A 15611-nucleotide genomic window follows, 5' to 3' on the forward strand; every position below is an offset into this window, starting at 1 on the left:
TTTCACCAGCTGGTCGGCGGACCGCCGTCGACGGTGCGACCCAGCAGGTCTTGTTCGAGGAACCGCCGGAAGACGGGCGCCAGCTGCCGGGCGACGAACTCATGGCGGTCACCGAGCCGGTCTCCCACCTGAAAAACCTCGTTGATGATGGCACGCCGTGGCACTTCCGCACGTACCTCGTCGCCGAACTCCCGGTACACCGTTTCCCGGATCGACTGTTCGATGCCGTTGCGGCTGTCGAAGCCGGACAGGACGACCCCACACCACTTGAGCGGATGAGTACGTTGGATGCGCTCGACCCTGTTGCGCGCCTCGACGGCCTTACGTACCGCGTCGCCGGTCGGAGCGATCGGCGCGTACGCCACATCGGCCAGATGCATGGCCAGCGCTTCCAGCGAACCCGTGCGGCCTCCGGTGTCGATCAGTATCAGCTCATATCGGTCGAACACCCCGGCGGCGGTGAAGATGCCGCGCAACAAACCGGTGTCCGAAACACCGACCCCGGCGACCCGGGTCAACGACGCGCCGGCCGGCAACAACTCGACGTGGGGCCACTTGGTCTCGATGATCTCTTCATCGACACGTTTCGCTGCGGCGCCGGGATCTCCCCAGAAGTTGATGCCCGCGTCCTCCAGGACCGAGCCCAGACCCGTGGAATGCTGGGACACCCCGAAGTGATTGGACAGGTTGCGCTCGGGATCCGCATCGACCAGCAACGTCGAGATGTCCAGCCGCGACGCCTCCCCCGCCAGCAACTTCTGCCACAAAGTCTTGGCTGTTCCGCCTTTACCCGAGAGCACCACGGCCGACACGGCTGCCAACTACCTCGCCTCACCTTCCGGTATCTCTGGCCGGCAACTTACCGCCCAGCCAGGGTGGTTGCGGCGGGCCCGCGGCTGCGAGCCACGGCAGGCCAACTCGCCGCGCGCTGCGTGGCCGGCGTTCAGCAAGCATAGTCACGGCCGGATGCCGGAAGGACAACGCTGGAACTAGTACAGGTGGCCGCGTACCCGATTCGCCGGGTGTGACGCCATCTCTGTGACGACAGAGCGGCCGTGCCCGCGAGGGGACTCCTGCGCTGCAGCCAGTAGCGCCTGAACCGAGTCAGCGATACCGGTGGCAATACCGTCGACGCCGGGCACATTGTCAGGGCATGCGCAAACGCTCACGTCCAGCTCCGCACCCCGAGCCGTGAACGCGATATTGAGCCCGCTGGAGTCGACCAGTGGCGCCAAGGTGTACATGCCGGCGACCTTCGCTCCGGCACAATAGGCCGGGGCGGGCCCCACGGCGCTGTAGGAGACACTGCCGTGACTGATCGGCCTGAACTGACGCCGCAAGCCCGACCGACTGTAGAGCTGCATCGCGGCCTGACTCACGGTTGGCGGAACCAGCGCGGCGATCGCTGCGAGATTCGTTGCAGCGTAGACAGTTTCGTCTGTGCTGCGTCGGATGGCGTTGAGCCTTTCGGTGGCGGTGTGAAGGTTGGCCAGAATCTGAACCGGATCGTCCAGATGCACCGGAATCCGGAGTCGCCCGGCAGTCAGGGCCCGGCTTACTCGTGGGGGGTTGCTGTCCGGCGACTCGAACGGTATTCGCATCGACAGAGGAGCGTCGGGCACCCGGTCGTGCCGCTGCAGCCAGGCGCGCAGCGACATTGTGCATGCGGCGAGCACCACATTGGTGACGCTGCCACCGAACGCGTTGCTCACCGCCCGCGCGTCTTCCACCGAGAGCGACGCGAAAGCGACGGCGCGTCGTTTGGTCAGCGGCGCGTTGAACAGGGTCTGCGGTGGAGGTCGACTGCTCGATGACGCTGCCGGAGTTGTCTGACGTCGCGGGCCGCCGGACAACCGACCGCGGATGGAGCGCAACGCACCCGACACCGTCTCGGCGAGCAGCCACATGCCGGTGACCTGGTTCTCGACGGCCTCGATGATCGCATCAAGAACCAATTCGCCGACCGGCGGCGCCGGACCGAGGCTGGGCTCGATCGGCAGATTGTCGGCGGCGCCGACGTGTGGCCTGGGACTGAGCAGCCTCGCGAAAACCGACGACGCCCCTGCGGAACCGGCATTCAAGGCAGCTGACATCTTGACCGCCAGAGCCCAACGGCCTCCCGCGAGACCGTCGACCGTCCACGCTTCCCACAACCGCTCGCGGCTGTCGTGTCGCGCAGCGGTCAAATCGACTATCAGCTCGGCGAGTTCGGACTGGCCGCCCGGAGCCCGCACCGTCGCGCGATGAATTTGCGGCGAAGGGTCATAGTCGGCGATTTCCGCCCAGACGGGGTGTCCGATACCCAACGGCTTTGTGATCAGACGCCCACGGAAGTGCGCCAGTTGCGACAACGACGCGCCGACCAGGCGGTGCAACCGCTCGTGGCTGAGCTGATCGGCGGCGTCGAGAAGGATCAGCGCAACGGTGTGCGCCGGGGTACTCGAACTCTGTGTATGCAGCGACAGCGCATCGGGCCCCGACAACCGCGTAACCAAGTCACCCTCCCTCTCGATCGAAAACGTCTGAATCCGAAAACTTCTGAGCTAGGACGACGCACGTTGCAGCGGCCCTGTGCTGAGTACCCACTTCGCCCGCAGCACATGTTGTGTCGATTGAGGAAGGCGCCACGCTCCCGTTCAAATCATTCGGTCCCGAAACGCCACGACCCAGAACGGGCGCGGGCGGCATGCCGACGACGTGCACTAACGGTACTGCAGATCGAGGGTGCACACACTGGCCCCGGCACGCAATGCGCCGGTCGTCGACCTGTGTCGCGGCGGACGGCAAGCACCCATCTGCTGCGGCGACGTCGTGCGTCGGGTTGCAGCGACTCGGGAGTACCCTTGGGAACTATCGGCGATAACTCGTGCATGACTAGTCAAAGTCATGTCATCGCCGATTCGAGGAATCTGGCCGGTCTCGCGGTCAAGACGGGAGCGTCGCGATGACGCTTAAGAGCACTCAGACAGAAGCCGGCAACCGGCACACCCCGCCCGAGCACACACCGCGTTTGCGGCTCAAGCCCAAGGCGCCGACAAGCGGATATGTCGATGGCGCATGGCAACCGCACAGTGACAGCTTGACAGCGGAGTTACCAGATCTCCTGTCGGTTCTGTCGGTCAGGCTCGGACCAGTCGCGCGGGTCATCTACAACGTTAACGAATGGGCAGCGGCCCCCGCCAAATTCGAAACCGGCGGGCGGACAGTACGACTCGACGGTTATCGCAGCCAGCCCGCCAACACCGTCGAAGTCCTCGGACTCGACCGCAACAAAATTGTGCTCCTGGTGGTTTCCCCGGATGCCGGACCGGACCAGGCACACGCCATCCTGATGACGGCAGCCGGGGCAGGCAATGTGTCGTCCATCGACAACCTGCTGCAGAGCACTGCGAACTGAGCGGCTCTAGCCGAACATCGCGTCGCCCCGGGCTGCCCGGACGATGCATTCTGCTGTCTCGAACACCCGCGAGTCACGATGAGCCGCATCGATGGGTAGGCCGGCCGCTCGGCGCAGCAGCAGGACCGCAAGGGATGCCGCCGTTCTATGGGGAACGATCAGAATCCTGGTGCGCGCGGCACGGCCGTCGACTCTCATCACATGCGGTTGTACGCCCTGAAACCAATGCCAATTCAGATCCGGCTGACTTTGTAGTGAGGACCAGTTCAGATCGATATCGGTGACCCCGCCCAGCGGTACGTCCAAGACCGCCACCAATCCCGGCAATTCTCGCGAGATCACCCCGGTGCGGGGCCACCACGCCCCATCGATCTTCTGTCCGAGCCGGGTCGCCAGCGTCAGTCGCACCGGGCTCGGGTCCCGTCGACCCCTGGCGGTGTCCACCAGGACTCTGGACGCCGAAACCCGCTGCGCAACAACAGTTTCAGTTGAAGAAGCACGCTTCATGGACAAACCTTCCCGCCAGGAGCGATCGATCCGCACGTCGGATCGACGGAGGAATTACATCACCCGCGCCCCCCCGAGAAGGAACGGTCGAGGCCGCCGGAGAAACGAAACAGCTCACTTACGACGTTACGCCACAATCGGGTTGAAAGGTTGCGGCGGTGCCCGTGGGTGTCGCCGGTTCGCGAGGTCCTGCTGGAGGCTGCAGTAACATGTTGCGCGACAACGAGTTCGGTGGACTCCGCGGAGACGGTTGAGTCAGGTTGACTCGAGTGCGCCGTAGCGCGGGGACCCGCAACGGGCGTACACTCGGAAAACCGGGACCGACACGGCCCCCCAATACAAAGGGTCGCGATGTCTGACAAGTCTCCCCGGCAAACGATGACCAAAAAGTCCGGCAAATCCCTTAAAGAGAAACGCGCCGACAAGCGCTCGAAGGCCGGCCAGGTCTCAACGGTCGAGTCGATTTCAGTCACCAAAAAGCGCTAGGCCGGCCACCACGCTCCGGCACGCCGCGTGTGAGCTTAGCTGGGAGCGTGATTGAGCGATTGCGCGCCGAACTGCGCCGAGCCGCCGAGGGCGATGGGCCGAGCGCACGCCACGCCGAAGTCGCGCTGGCTGCCGGACCGCTCAGACGACGCCTCGAGTGCGCGATCCTTGCCCTGGCCGAGCTTCGCGGCCCGCACCGCAGCATCTGCCCGTCGGATGCGGCACGGGCCGTCGGCGGTGCGGATTGGCGCGATCTGATGGCGGAGGCGCGCGGGCTGGCGCGCGAGCTGGCGAAGTCCGGCCGGGTTCAGATCACGCAGGGTGACAGCGTCGTGGATCCTGACAGCGCATGGCGCGGGCCCATCCGCATCAGAATCGCCGGGTGCTGAACGCTCCGGGTGTCTGCTGCGGCGGACGTAGGCTGGCGGTTATGGCCATCGAATCGACAATGCTCGCTCTTGGCACGGCCGCACCGCGGTTCGCCCTACCCGAACCCGCGACCGGAGCCACCGTCAGCCTCGACGACCTGACCGGTCCGGCATTGGTCGTCACCTTTATCTGCAACCACTGCCCCTACGTCCAGCACGTCGCTACCGGGCTCGCCGAACTGGGCCGGGACCTGACCGAACGAGGGGTGCCGATGGTCGCGATTTCCAGCAACGACGTGATTACCTACCCGCAAGACGGGCCTGATCAGATGGTTGCCGAGGCGCAACGCCATGGCTGGGCGTTTCCGTACCTCTACGACGAAACCCAGGACGTCGCGCGCGCCTTTTCCGCGGCCTGCACGCCGGACACCTTCGTGTTCGATGGAGAGCGGCGACTGGTCTATCGCGGGCAACTAGACGATTCCCGGCCGAAGAACGGCCTACCGGTGACGGCCGCCGACGTCCGCGCCGCGGTCGATGCGGTGCTTGCCGGGCGACCGGTCGACCCGAATCAGCGGCCCTCGATCGGATGCGGCATCAAGTGGCGCTGAACTAGCACTGGTGCGCCACGATCACCGGCGCCCGCACCGCGTGCACCACGCCGTTGCTGACCGACCCCAACAGCATGCCGCTCAGGCCGCCACGGCCGTGGCTGCCCACGACAACAAGCTGTGCCGCTTTGGACTCTTCGATCAGGGCGCGGCCGGGATGGTCGAGGACTATCACCCGGTTGACTTTGACATCGGGGTATCGCTCTGTCCAGCCCGCCAGGTACTCGGCCAGGCTTCGCTCGGCTTCCGACCGCCATTCCAGCCACGGAAGTTGGTATACCGCCATGTCGCTCCACGCATGCAGGGCGGTGAGTTCAACACCACGACGCGAGGCCTCGTCGAAGGCGATGGCCAACGCGAGCTCGGACGTCGACGAGCAGTCGATGCCGACCAGCACCGGGGCACTCTTGGAGTGCGGCATCCACGACGATTCCTCGCGGATGACTGCGACCGGGCACCTCGCGCTGCGCAACAGACCCGAACTCACCGACCCGAGCAGCACGCGCTCGAGCGCACTGCGCCCGGTGGAGCCCACGACAACCAGGTCCGCCTCAGCCGACATGTCGACAAGTGTCGGCACCGGAGCTGATTCCCTCACTTCACTGGTAATGGTGATGGTCCGGTCTGCCGACAAGGCATCCTCGGCGATCTTGACCGCGTTCTCGAGGACCTGACCGCCATCTTCCTTCTGCCACAGCGAGACTCCGGAGGGCAGCGGCAACTGTGGATAGGTGGGCACGACCGCGTTGAACATGTGCACCAATGTCAAGGGGACGTTTCGCATCGCCGCGTCATGCGCTGCCCAGAAGACGGCGGCATTCGATGCGGTCGAGCCGTCGACTCCGACGACGACGCCATAACGGGTCACGGTGGTAGACATGGTGTCCTCCTTCGCTCCTAACTCGACGCTATTGCCCCACGGGTGTTTGGTCACGGGCCTTTGGTCCTCAGCCGCACAGTCCTGAGACCTTCGTCGTGATGCGCAAAGCGGGCCACGGGACCAATGCCGCCATACCGGAGGACAAACGGCCCTGCCCGCAAGACCGCCGGGACCGATAGCGTTTCGATCATGGACCGCGCAGAGCCCCCGAATCCCATTGTGGTGGGCATCGACGGCTCAGACGCAGCGATCCATGCCGCACAGTGGGCCGTGCCAGAGGCCATGGAGCGCGACGTCCCGGTTCGGCTCGTCTACGCCGTTCCCCCACCGCACCCGGGTGCACCGCCAAGCGATGCCGACCTCGACGTCGAATACGGTGAGACGGCGCTGCGGGCTGCTTGCGCGGCCGTCCATGCGACGGGACAACCGGTGAAGATAGAAACCGATCTGGTGACCGGGTTGGCAAGCACCGTCCTGATCGACGAATCACGCAGGGCGGCAATGGTTTGCGTGGGCTCAGTGGGCATCGGTCGTCTTGCCCGCAGAATGCTCGGCTCGGCCGCCGAAGATGTCGTTCAACGGGCGCTTTGCCCGGCGGCAGTCATCAGAACCAATCGCGGGGCCAAGGCAGCCGATTCCGGATCGATCGCCGTCGTGGTCGACGACTCCGCCGGTAACGACCTGGTGCTCGACCACGGCTTCCGTGAGGCCGAACTGCGTGCCGCGCCAATCCTGGCACTGGGTGTGTGGCGCTGGGGGTTCGGCGAGATCCCGTACGCACAACTGAATCACCGGCTCGGCCGGTGGGTCAACCGGCACCCCGGCGTGCACGTCCGCCCAGCCGCCGCCAGAGACGGCGCCGCTGATTTCCTCAGCGGCACAACTGAACTCGTGCAACTTGCGGTAATCGGTCATGCTGCCGCAGGCAAAGTGGCCAAGATAATCGGTCCGGTCGATCCCCATTTCGGACACGCTGGATGCTCGGTGTTGGTGGTGCGTTGAGCCGGGTCAAGCAACTGGCAGGGGCACAGTCCAGCACAGCCGCGTACCATCCTGCTGCGAGCTGGTGACTTCACACGTGCCACCGAGCTGCTGGGCGCGATACTCCATGTTGGCCAGGCCACTGCGGCGGCGATTGTCGGCCGGCACGCCCTGGCCGTTGTCGCTGACGGTGAGGGTGAACATGTCGGCAGCGCTCACCTCGACAGTCAGTCGCGAAGCGCCGGAATGCCGAATCACATTGCTGATGGCCTCGGTGGCGACCGCTTCGGCGTGTTCGGCGAGCTCGCCGTCGACGGTGCTCATCGGACCGTCCATGTGCACGGTGGTGTAGATGCTCCGGTGGTCCGTCAGGTCGGCGACGATTTCCTGGAGGCGGTGGCGGAAACCGCCGTCGGCACCCACGGGCAACTTCAACTGGAAAATCGTCGTCCGGATCTCTTCGATGATGGTCTGCAGATCATCGAGCGTGCGGTTGAGCCGGTCGGCGACCTCGGGAGAGCGAGCTCTGGCCAGGGTGCCCTGCAGATCCATTCCGGCGGCGAAAAGTCGTTGAATGACATGGTCATGCAGGTCGTGGGCGATCCGTTCGCGCTCGGCGAGGATAGTCAGCTGCCGCGCATGCTCCCGACCTGTCGCCAGCATCAGCGCTATTGCCGCGTGGGTAGCGAACTGGCCGACAAGGTCCAGGTCACCACTTTCGAACGGCTGCTGATAGGCATCGCGGGCCAGGGCGAGCACTCCCGACGTCTGATCATGGGCACGCAATGGCATGACGATCGCAGAGCGCTGTCCGACGTCCGTGAACGCCTGGATCGGATAGCTCAACGATTCCGTGATCAGCGGTTTGCCGGTGCGGAAGACACTGCCGCTGGTAGAGCCGTCCACCGGCACGCGCTGGCCGATGACCTCGTCGGCGTTCTTACCCACGGCCGCCGAGACCACGAGCGTCTCGGCTTCCTCCGGCGGCATGTCGGACTCGACTGGAACGAGCACGATCCCCTGTTCGGAGTCGGTGAGGGTGCATGCGCGTTCGGCGATCAGCTCGAGGGGACGGCGATGCGACTTGGCGCCGGCCAGCAACGCGGTGGTGATTTCGCGGCTCGCCTCCATCCACTTCACCGAAGTCCGTTCGCGCTCGAAGACCTGCGCGTTGTCGATCGCGACCGCGGCGGCGAATGCCAGCGCGCGAGCCGCGAACTCGTCAGATTCGGAGAACGTCCGCCCCGGCTCGTCGTGGGTCAGGTAGAGGCTGCCGAACACAGTCCCGCGGATCAGAATCGGCACTCCGAGGAAGGCCCGCATCGGCGGGTGGTGCTCGGGGAACCCCACCGCAGCCGGATGGGCGGTCAGGTCTTCCAGCCGAAGCGCCGGGGTCTCGCCAAGAGAAACGCCCAGCACTCCCTTGCCGACCGGCAGATGCCCAATCCTGCCGGCCGATTCGTCGTCAATTCCCACGGGGATGAAGGAGAGCAACGTTCCTTCGGGGTCGCGGACGGCCAGCGCGCCGTAGGGCGCTGAGGTCAATTCCCGGGCAGCGAGGACAATCCGGCGCAACGTAGCGTCCAGGTCAAGATCGGAACCGATCTCGACGATGACGTGAAGCAGCTGCTCCATTTGATCGCGCGCCGCCAGCAACTCATCGAGCTGCTGATGCATCGTCGTCACCAGACCAGGCTGGCCGAGTCTAGCAAAAGCTGAACCGTGCTCGTCTTTGCCCACCCGAGCTCTACCTCCAAGACGACTATGGGCCTCCGGCGCCGTACGGCTTACCGGGTGCCCTGCTTCAGCTTAGTCACAGCGGGGTCCACACAGCCACTTCCGAAACCGCCAGGCAGCGGCCGGCGTCTGCGTGGCGACCGGCTATCCCTGTCGAGTGCCCGGGCCCGGACTTCCACCATGCCGGGAAGCGAACACGGCTGCTTGCGTGCGCCGCTCCATGCCCAGTTTGGCCAGCAATCGCGAGACGTAGTTCTTGACCGTCTTCTCGGCGAGAAACATGCGGTCGGCGATCTGTCTGTTGGTCAGCCCCTCACCAAGCAGGCTGAGTAGCGTTCGCTCCTGGTCGGTGAGCCCGGCGAGGGGATCCTTGTCGGCGCCCCCACGCAGCTTGGCCATCAGTGCTGCGGCTGCCCTGTTGTCGAGCAGCGACTTGCCGGCACCGACTTGTTTGATCGCCTGGGCCAGTTCCAAGCCCTTGATGTCCTTGATGACATACCCGCTGGCACCGGCCAGAATCGCCTCGAGCATCGCTTCATCGGAGGTGAACGAGGTCAACATCAGACAGCGCAGCTCTGGCACAGCTGACAGCAGGTCACGGCACAGTTCGATGCCGTTGCCGTCCGGGAGCCGCACGTCCAGGACCGCGACGTCGGGCTGCAGCGCCGGGATCCTGGCCATCGCTTCCGACACCGACCCCGCTTCCCCGATCACCTCGAGTTCGGGGTCACTGGCAAGCAGATCGACCAGTCCGCGCCGAACGACTTCATGGTCATCGACCAAGAAAACCTTCACCATTGCGAATCCTCCCTGGCTGACCATTTGAATCGCCTCCCACCAGGGCCAGTCTAAATCCAACGCCCTGCCCGCGGGCCCCGGCGTGATCGGTGCAAACCGGCGTCCCGACAGAACCTTCTCGTCGCCTAGTTGGAGAACGTTGTCGGAGGCGAATCCTTGTCAAAGCCCGGGCGGCCGATGTGGACCATCACGCGGTCCATCAACAGGTCATAAGCATCACCGTCATAAACCAGGCGGTCAAGGCCACGGCGACGCAAGAACCCTTCCACGCGCCGGTCCAGGGTCCAATCCAGGTACGTGCTGTCGGCATAAGTCGATCTGAGAAACTGGCACGCCAGCTCGTCGACGGTGGACTCAGACAAGTGCGGCCGATCCCCTGCTCTGGCAGGCATTCCACTCCCTTAAGGGTCCCCGGTGTCCCCTGGACTGCAACTGGCAACGCCGATTATGTCGACTTACCCGGCACCCGGATAGGGTCGGAAGTCACCTCGCGAAACCCAGCCCCAATTACAGATTCGGACGGTCGGCGATCAGCAAGGAGCAATCCGCACCGTGCATCACCGCGTTACCGGCGGGACCGAGCAGCTGCGTCACCGCATCGCGATTGCGGTACCCGACGACCACCATCCGCACCTTGCGTCCATGGATGGCGAGGTAGTCGATGAGACTCCCGGTGGATATCGCTGCTGCCAGGTCGACGTCCGGGTATTGCCGACGCCACCGCTCCAGTCGGCGGTCGACACCGGGGAGGCTTTGATCGCATCCACCACGTGGCCGATAGCTGACCGCGCGAAGTGGCAGATCGCGCAGCCGGGCCTCATCAATGGCGGTCTTCATTACCGCGTCCGAATCGTTGGATGCCTGCGAGTCGACGGCGATCCAGTGCTCGTCTCGTCTGGCCTTGTCACCATGGCGGCGGATCACCGCCACCGGGCAGTGTGCCGCCAACGCCACCGCGGCCGCGGTGGAACCGGCCCGCTCGGGGCGAAAATGCTGCAGACCCACCGCCCCAACGCACAGCATGGCAGCCGATGCCGAAGCCCGGGTCAGCGCTACGGTTGGCTTCTCCTGGGCAATCTCGATTTCGATGCGCACCGGCTTTTCCGCCGCCTCGGCGGTCACGCTCGCATAGCGAACGGCGTTTTCCGCAATCGCCAGTTTGCGCGCCGCGCGATCGGGTGGAACCTGCGTATTGTCGTCCGGTTCTATCGCGTACAGCAGCCGCAACGGGATGTCGCGAGCGACAGCTTCATCGACCGCCCATAACGCGGCATCTAACGCCGCCCTGGAGCCATCGATGCCGACGACGATGGATGAGTGGCCCGCTGACGCGTCCATGGCGCTATCCGCGGACGACGAGCACCGAGCACTGGGGATGCGCCAATAGCGCATGCCCGGCGGGCCCCAAGAGTTGGGTGAGCTGATCGGCTTCGTCGCCGCCGATGACGGCAAGCTGGGCCCGTTCGCCGTTGGCGCTCAGAAACTTTGCAATCGCGGACTTCGTCGTGATCGGGTAGACGCGCACCTCCGGGTGCGCCTGTCGCCAAGCTTCCACCCGTCGTTCGAACTCGCCATCGCTGTGCTCGCTCAAATCCTGTGGACGGCCACCGAGCGCGAGCAGGGGGGCGTTGCGCAGCTTCGCCTCCCAAGCCGCATGCTCGACGACAGCATCATTGTCTTCGGTCATTCTCACGACGATCCAATTCATCTGTGGCTGTTGGACGTTGGTTCGCAGGACCGCGACCGGACAGTACGCCTTTTCCGCGAGATCCGCTGCCGTCGAACCCAGCAGTGCCCGGGCGTAGCGCCCGATTCCCACCGAACCGACACAGATCATCTCCGCATCGCGTGATGCCTCAACCAACACGGTTGCCGCCGGACCACGTTGAATGTCGGTGTCGATCCGGACGGGCTTCGCACTGGTCTCGATCGCCAATTGTGCTTCCTTGAGTGATGTCTCGGCGTGCGCGAGGTCTCGGGCATAGTCATCCGGCGAGGAATGGGTCTGGTTGATCACTGCGACGAGATGCAGCGGCACGTCTCGGGCGACAGCCTCGTCGACGCTCCACAGAGCGGCGGCGATCGCTGCCGGCGAGCCGTCGGTACCTACGATGATCGGTTTCATTTCATATCTCCCTGAACTGGGCCGGTGTCGGCAAAGGTCTGGGGACCGGCGAGCCGGTGCACGTCGATCAACCTGGTCACGTCTCCGGAAGTGACGATGCCGACGACTTCGTCACCCTCGAGCACGAGCGCACGGCTGCGGGGCCCGACGGGTGTCATCCGCTGCAGCAACGCATTCAGTGGCTCGCCCGGGGCCGCGGTCGGCACGTCGGGCAGTGGCAGGGCAACGTCGCGCACAGTCGTCGTCGCACGCCGCTGCGGCGCGACATCGCGCAGCTGCCGTAGCGTTACCAGACCTACCGTCGATCCATTGCGATCGGTGATCGGGTAAGCCGAGTGACGATCCCCCAGCACGTAGTTCTGAATGAACTCCTCGACGGTGATCCCGTCGGGAGCCGTGCGCGGCTTGGGTGTCATCGCGTCGGCGACGGACATCCCGCTGAACAACTGCCGGGTGGTCGCCTGGACCTCTTCCTCGCGTGCGGCGGCGAGGATGAACCATCCAATGAACGCCAACCAGACCCCACTGACCAGGCCGCCTGCCACAAACTCGGCGAGACCCAAAGTGATCAGGACAATGGCCACGATTCGTCCGGCATGCGCTGCTCCGACGGCCGCGCGCACTCTGTCGCCGTGACGCTGCCACAGGAAGGCGCGTAACAGGCGACCGCCGTCCAACGGGGTGCCGGGCAGCAGGTTGAACAGGCCCAGCAGCAAGTTGCTCGCAGACAGCCACCATGCAACGCTGACCACAATCGTCGCGATGTGTGCCGATTCCAGCGCAACCGCCAGCCCTGCGAAGACCGCCGACAGGGCCAGGCTCGTGGCGGGACCGGCGAGCGCGATGCGAAATGCCGCTTTGGGAGTCGCCGCCTCGCCTTCCAGCGTTGTCACACCGCCGAACAGCCACAGCGTCACGTCGCGGGTCGACACCCCCACCTGGCGGGCGACGACCGCATGCGCGAGTTCATGGGCGAGTAGCGAACCCAGCAACGCCAGGGCGCCGCAGACGCCGGCCAGCCAGTACGCGCCGTGCGGATACCCGGTTACGTCGTTCGGCAACGTGGTCGCCAGGCTCCAGGTGAACAGCCACAGAATCACGATCACGCTCCAGTGAGCGGATACCCGCAGCCCCGCGAGCCGGCCCAGTGGAATGGTGTCGCGCACCGTAGCACCTCCAAAAGGTGACTTAATCAATAACTTTCGGAAGCCGACCGGGCTCCGTTATGGGCACGGAGGTGACGCGCTCGGCGCGGCGCTTGGTTCCGAGCAACCAACCCCGGGTGCCCAGGGAAATGAGAGGCCTGGCCAGTTCCATCGCGAAAACTTCACCCGGGTGACGCAGGGCGATCCTGGCACGGGCAAGCAGTCGGACCCGGTCGTCCCAGTGCGGCTGCAAGTGGAACGACAGCACCGCGTGCCAGCTCGGGTGCAGCTGCTTTGCCTGCAGCACAATGTATTCCCCGGGCATGATCTCTTCGACTGTCAGGGTCACGCCGCGGGTAAGGCCCATCCATCCGGCGGGTGCCAGGCGAAGTTCGTCACCCACAGCGAGCTGCCGACCCGGGTGCGAAGCACCGGCGTCACCGGCGGAGCCGAGTGGATGCTGCTGCAGATGGGGCCACACCGCGGACACGGGCGCATCGATGTATACCGCCTCGGTCACCTGAATTACCGGGTCGCCCACCAATGCATCACCGGGCAAGCGCATCTGGGATTCCGCTTTGGTGGAGCCCCAGTTGCGGTAATAGCGGCGCACGCAGTAGAGCGCCCCGAGCAACGCGGCCACCTCCGTCATCCGCCTCACCTTGCTCATGGTGTCAGTGTGCGCCGCACCGGGGTCGCCGACGAGGGTCATAGGTCCTCGTCGGCGGCGCCGAAATGCTCCCGACTCGGTGGCCGTCGATGAGCATTCTGGGAGCCGCCACGTCGCCGTTGGGGACCAACGGCACTAACCATCGTTCCTTGGACCACGGATAGTGGCATGGGTGTCCACCGTGGAAGCGATCCATGACATCCGCCGGGCGGCTATGCGTATATCGGGCGTACTGCCGTGACCTTCTTCAAGGTGGTGGCGCTGGATTTGGACGGCACCCTGACTGCAGCGGGACACTTGGTGCCCGAGGCGCTGGCGGCAATCGACGAGGCGAGACACAACGGGCTCGCCATCGTGCTCGTGTCCGGTCGCATCCAAGTCGAACTGCTTGACGAGTACCCGCAGATTGCCGACTACGTGGACGCAATGGTGCTCGAGAATGGCGCCGTCACCGTCGTCGACGGACACAGCCAATCCCTGAGTCCCGCGGTGAACGGCGGTCTGCTGCAAGCGCTTGGCGATCGAGACGTGCCCTACCGCCATGGCGACGTGATCCTCGCGATCGACGGTGAACACACCGCGACTGTCGTCGACCTGATCGGCGAACTCGGGCTGGACTACCAGATCATTCGCAACCGGTCGGCGCTCATGGTGCTGCCGGCGGGCGTCACCAAGGGCACCGGACTTGCGGCCATGCTCGCAACGATGAACCTGTCCCCGCACAACACCGTCGCGGTCGGGGACGCCGAAAACGACCTGGCCCTTTTCGCCGTCGCGGAGATCGGCGTGGCCGTCAGCAATGCCGTGTCCTCCGTGCGGCGATCCGCCGACCTGGCACTCGACAAACCGAGCGGAACCGGTGTCGCCGAGTTGCTGTCCGGGCCCTATCTCACCGGGGCACAACGCTGGTGCCCGCCACGGCGGTGGGTGGAGATCGGCACCTTCGACGACGCAACGCCGACACGGATCCCGGGCAGCCAGGGCCGGGTGGTGATCACCGGGCCCGCCGCATCGGGAAAGAGCCACTTGGTGGGACTGCTGGCCGAGCGGTGGATCTTGGCCAATTACTGCGTGCTACTGCTCGATCCCGAAGGCGACCACATACACCTGCAGCAACTCAGTCAGGTCCAGGTCGCCGACGCCGGTCAGCACCTCCCCGAACCGGCTGAGCTGGTGGGCTCGCTGCGGCCCCAATCCAGCATCGTGGTCGACATGTCCGGACTGACCGAGGCGAGCAAGGGTGATTACATGCAACGGTTGCGGCTCACCGCCGAGGCCCATCGCGAGCAGCACGGCTTCCCGCACTGGGTGATCTACGACGAGGCCCATCTGCTCGGCGCAGCCGAGCACGCGCACTGGACACGCCGCGGTGGGTATGTGTTGTCCTCCTTTGCCCCAGCGGCCCTGCCCGCCAAAGAAATAGACGACAGCGATGTGGTGCTGACTCTGATGCCTTCCGCAAGTCCGGCAGACGTCGACTCTGGGCGGCGGGCATCCATAACTTTCGGCTCGGGCCCGGCGCGTCCGTTCACCATCGCGGATCGCCTGACCACTCACGTGCGGCATGGCCACAAATACGCTGATGTCCGCCTGCCGCGGGACCGGCAGTTCTATTTCCACAACTCCGCGGGTATCCCGGTCCCTCCGGCGGCGACGTTGCACGACTTCTGCACTGCTATAGCACATCTCGACCACCGAACGCTCGAATATCACCTCGAACGGGGTGACTTCTCCAGCTGGCTCCACGGCACCATCAACGACAAGGAGTTTGCCGCGAGAGTGGCGGCATGGGAGGACGAGCTGGCAGCCCGCCGCGCCGCCGACCTGGAACGCATCCGCGGCAAGCTGGTCCAGGCCGTCGAGGAGCGTTATCTGCCAACGCCCGACTCACGCTGAGCCGCGCTGC

General features: G+C 65.2%; 17 protein-coding genes. 6 read left to right on the forward strand and 11 right to left on the reverse strand.

All coding sequences use genetic code 11. The features are described 5' to 3' along the window. Positions 1 to 2: 2 nt before the first annotated feature. Positions 3 to 812, reverse strand: coding sequence for a ParA family protein (locus AC5Y7D_RS04245; RefSeq protein ID WP_499922176.1), 810 nt, complete (start codon positions 810 to 812; stop codon positions 3 to 5). Positions 813 to 989: 177 nt separating this feature from the next. Then, on the reverse strand, positions 990 to 2495 hold the full coding sequence (locus AC5Y7D_RS04250; RefSeq protein WP_499921968.1) for a wax ester/triacylglycerol synthase domain-containing protein: 1506 nt from the start codon (positions 2493 to 2495) through the stop codon (positions 990 to 992). 449 nt (positions 2496 to 2944) lie between these two features. Here AC5Y7D_RS04250 and AC5Y7D_RS04255 point away from each other — a divergent pair, with 449 nt between their 5' ends. Further along, positions 2945 to 3397: a DUF5994 family protein gene (locus tag AC5Y7D_RS04255; protein WP_499921970.1), complete on the forward strand. Its 453-nt coding sequence runs from the start codon at positions 2945 to 2947 to the stop codon at positions 3395 to 3397. Positions 3398 to 3403: 6 nt separating this feature from the next. Here the strand turns inward: AC5Y7D_RS04255 and AC5Y7D_RS04260 are convergent, their stop codons facing one another. Continuing rightward, entirely contained in the window at positions 3404 to 3904 is a 501-nt protein-coding gene (locus tag AC5Y7D_RS04260; protein WP_499921972.1) for a DUF5994 family protein, read from the reverse strand. A gap of 351 nt (positions 3905 to 4255) precedes the next feature. Here AC5Y7D_RS04260 and AC5Y7D_RS04265 point away from each other — a divergent pair, with 351 nt between their 5' ends. Genes AC5Y7D_RS04265 through AC5Y7D_RS04275 form a run of 3 tightly spaced genes read left to right on the forward strand, consistent with a single transcriptional unit; the run spans position 4256 to position 5369 of the window. Next, a complete protein-coding gene (locus tag AC5Y7D_RS04265) occupies positions 4256 to 4390 on the forward strand; it encodes a hypothetical protein (protein WP_499921976.1) in 135 nt (44 codons plus the stop codon). Between the two features lie 47 nt (positions 4391 to 4437). Next, on the forward strand, positions 4438 to 4779 hold the full coding sequence (locus tag AC5Y7D_RS04270; RefSeq protein WP_499921978.1) for a DUF3253 domain-containing protein: 342 nt from the start codon (positions 4438 to 4440) through the stop codon (positions 4777 to 4779). Between the two features lie 41 nt (positions 4780 to 4820). Further along, complete coding sequence (locus AC5Y7D_RS04275; RefSeq protein ID WP_499921980.1) at positions 4821 to 5369, forward strand: thioredoxin family protein; 549 nt, start codon at positions 4821 to 4823, stop codon at positions 5367 to 5369. Position 5370: 1 nt separating this feature from the next. Here the strand turns inward: AC5Y7D_RS04275 and AC5Y7D_RS04280 are convergent, their stop codons facing one another. Beyond that, positions 5371 to 6249 (reverse strand): universal stress protein, encoded by an 879-nt coding sequence (locus AC5Y7D_RS04280; RefSeq protein ID WP_499921983.1) that lies wholly within the window; start codon positions 6247 to 6249, stop codon positions 5371 to 5373. A gap of 189 nt (positions 6250 to 6438) precedes the next feature. Here AC5Y7D_RS04280 and AC5Y7D_RS04285 point away from each other — a divergent pair, with 189 nt between their 5' ends. Then, complete coding sequence (locus AC5Y7D_RS04285) at positions 6439 to 7251, forward strand: universal stress protein (protein ID WP_499921985.1); 813 nt, start codon at positions 6439 to 6441, stop codon at positions 7249 to 7251. Between the two features lie 6 nt (positions 7252 to 7257). Here AC5Y7D_RS04285 and AC5Y7D_RS04290 read toward each other — a convergent pair whose 3' ends face one another. From AC5Y7D_RS04290 to AC5Y7D_RS04320, 7 genes are all read right to left on the reverse strand, one after another. After that, entirely contained in the window at positions 7258 to 8907 is a 1650-nt protein-coding gene (locus tag AC5Y7D_RS04290) for a sensor histidine kinase (RefSeq protein ID WP_499922177.1), read from the reverse strand. A 204-nt stretch (positions 8908 to 9111) separates the two neighbouring features. Then, on the reverse strand, positions 9112 to 9765 hold the full coding sequence (gene dosR / locus AC5Y7D_RS04295) for a hypoxia response regulator transcription factor DosR/DevR (protein WP_499921987.1): 654 nt from the start codon (positions 9763 to 9765) through the stop codon (positions 9112 to 9114). Positions 9766 to 9890: 125 nt separating this feature from the next. Further along, positions 9891 to 10127, reverse strand: coding sequence for a hypothetical protein (locus AC5Y7D_RS04300; protein ID WP_499921989.1), 237 nt, complete (start codon positions 10125 to 10127; stop codon positions 9891 to 9893). A gap of 145 nt (positions 10128 to 10272) precedes the next feature. Further along, positions 10273 to 11103: a universal stress protein gene (locus AC5Y7D_RS04305; RefSeq protein ID WP_499921991.1), complete on the reverse strand. Its 831-nt coding sequence runs from the start codon at positions 11101 to 11103 to the stop codon at positions 10273 to 10275. Positions 11104 to 11107: 4 nt separating this feature from the next. Continuing rightward, positions 11108 to 11890: a universal stress protein gene (locus AC5Y7D_RS04310; protein ID WP_499921993.1), complete on the reverse strand. Its 783-nt coding sequence runs from the start codon at positions 11888 to 11890 to the stop codon at positions 11108 to 11110. Then, complete coding sequence (locus AC5Y7D_RS04315; protein WP_499921995.1) at positions 11887 to 13056, reverse strand: site-2 protease family protein; 1170 nt, start codon at positions 13054 to 13056, stop codon at positions 11887 to 11889. Before AC5Y7D_RS04315 ends, AC5Y7D_RS04310 begins: the two co-directional genes overlap by 4 nt. Positions 13057 to 13078: 22 nt before the next feature. Next, on the reverse strand, positions 13079 to 13705 hold the full coding sequence (locus tag AC5Y7D_RS04320; protein ID WP_499921997.1) for an SRPBCC family protein: 627 nt from the start codon (positions 13703 to 13705) through the stop codon (positions 13079 to 13081). A gap of 237 nt (positions 13706 to 13942) precedes the next feature. On the opposite strand from AC5Y7D_RS04320, the gene AC5Y7D_RS04325 reads away from it, so the two are divergent. Then, a complete protein-coding gene (locus AC5Y7D_RS04325) occupies positions 13943 to 15601 on the forward strand; it encodes an HAD hydrolase family protein (protein ID WP_499921999.1) in 1659 nt (552 codons plus the stop codon). The last annotated feature ends 10 nt before the right edge of the window (positions 15602 to 15611 follow it).

The sequence above is a fragment of the Mycobacterium sp. NGS49 genome, assembly GCF_059812565.1.

Coding starts and splice junctions, on each gene's coding strand:
- AC5Y7D_RS04255 (WP_499921970.1), top strand. CDS start 2,945: ATGACGCTTAAGAGCACTCAGACAGAAGCCGGCAACCGGCACACCCCG.
- AC5Y7D_RS04260 (WP_499921972.1), bottom strand. CDS start 3,904: ATGAAGCGTGCTTCTTCAACTGAAACTGTTGTTGCGCAGCGGGTTTCG.
- AC5Y7D_RS04265 (WP_499921976.1), top strand. CDS start 4,256: ATGTCTGACAAGTCTCCCCGGCAAACGATGACCAAAAAGTCCGGCAAA.
- AC5Y7D_RS04275 (WP_499921980.1), top strand. CDS start 4,821: ATGGCCATCGAATCGACAATGCTCGCTCTTGGCACGGCCGCACCGCGG.
- AC5Y7D_RS04280 (WP_499921983.1), bottom strand. CDS start 6,249: ATGTCTACCACCGTGACCCGTTATGGCGTCGTCGTCGGAGTCGACGGC.
- AC5Y7D_RS04285 (WP_499921985.1), top strand. CDS start 6,439: ATGGACCGCGCAGAGCCCCCGAATCCCATTGTGGTGGGCATCGACGGC.
- AC5Y7D_RS04290 (WP_499922177.1), bottom strand. CDS start 8,907: ATGCATCAGCAGCTCGATGAGTTGCTGGCGGCGCGCGATCAAATGGAG.
- dosR (WP_499921987.1), bottom strand. CDS start 9,765: ATGGTGAAGGTTTTCTTGGTCGATGACCATGAAGTCGTTCGGCGCGGA.
- AC5Y7D_RS04305 (WP_499921991.1), bottom strand. CDS start 11,103: ATGGACGCGTCAGCGGGCCACTCATCCATCGTCGTCGGCATCGATGGC.
- AC5Y7D_RS04310 (WP_499921993.1), bottom strand. CDS start 11,890: ATGAAACCGATCATCGTAGGTACCGACGGCTCGCCGGCAGCGATCGCC.
- AC5Y7D_RS04320 (WP_499921997.1), bottom strand. CDS start 13,705: ATGAGCAAGGTGAGGCGGATGACGGAGGTGGCCGCGTTGCTCGGGGCG.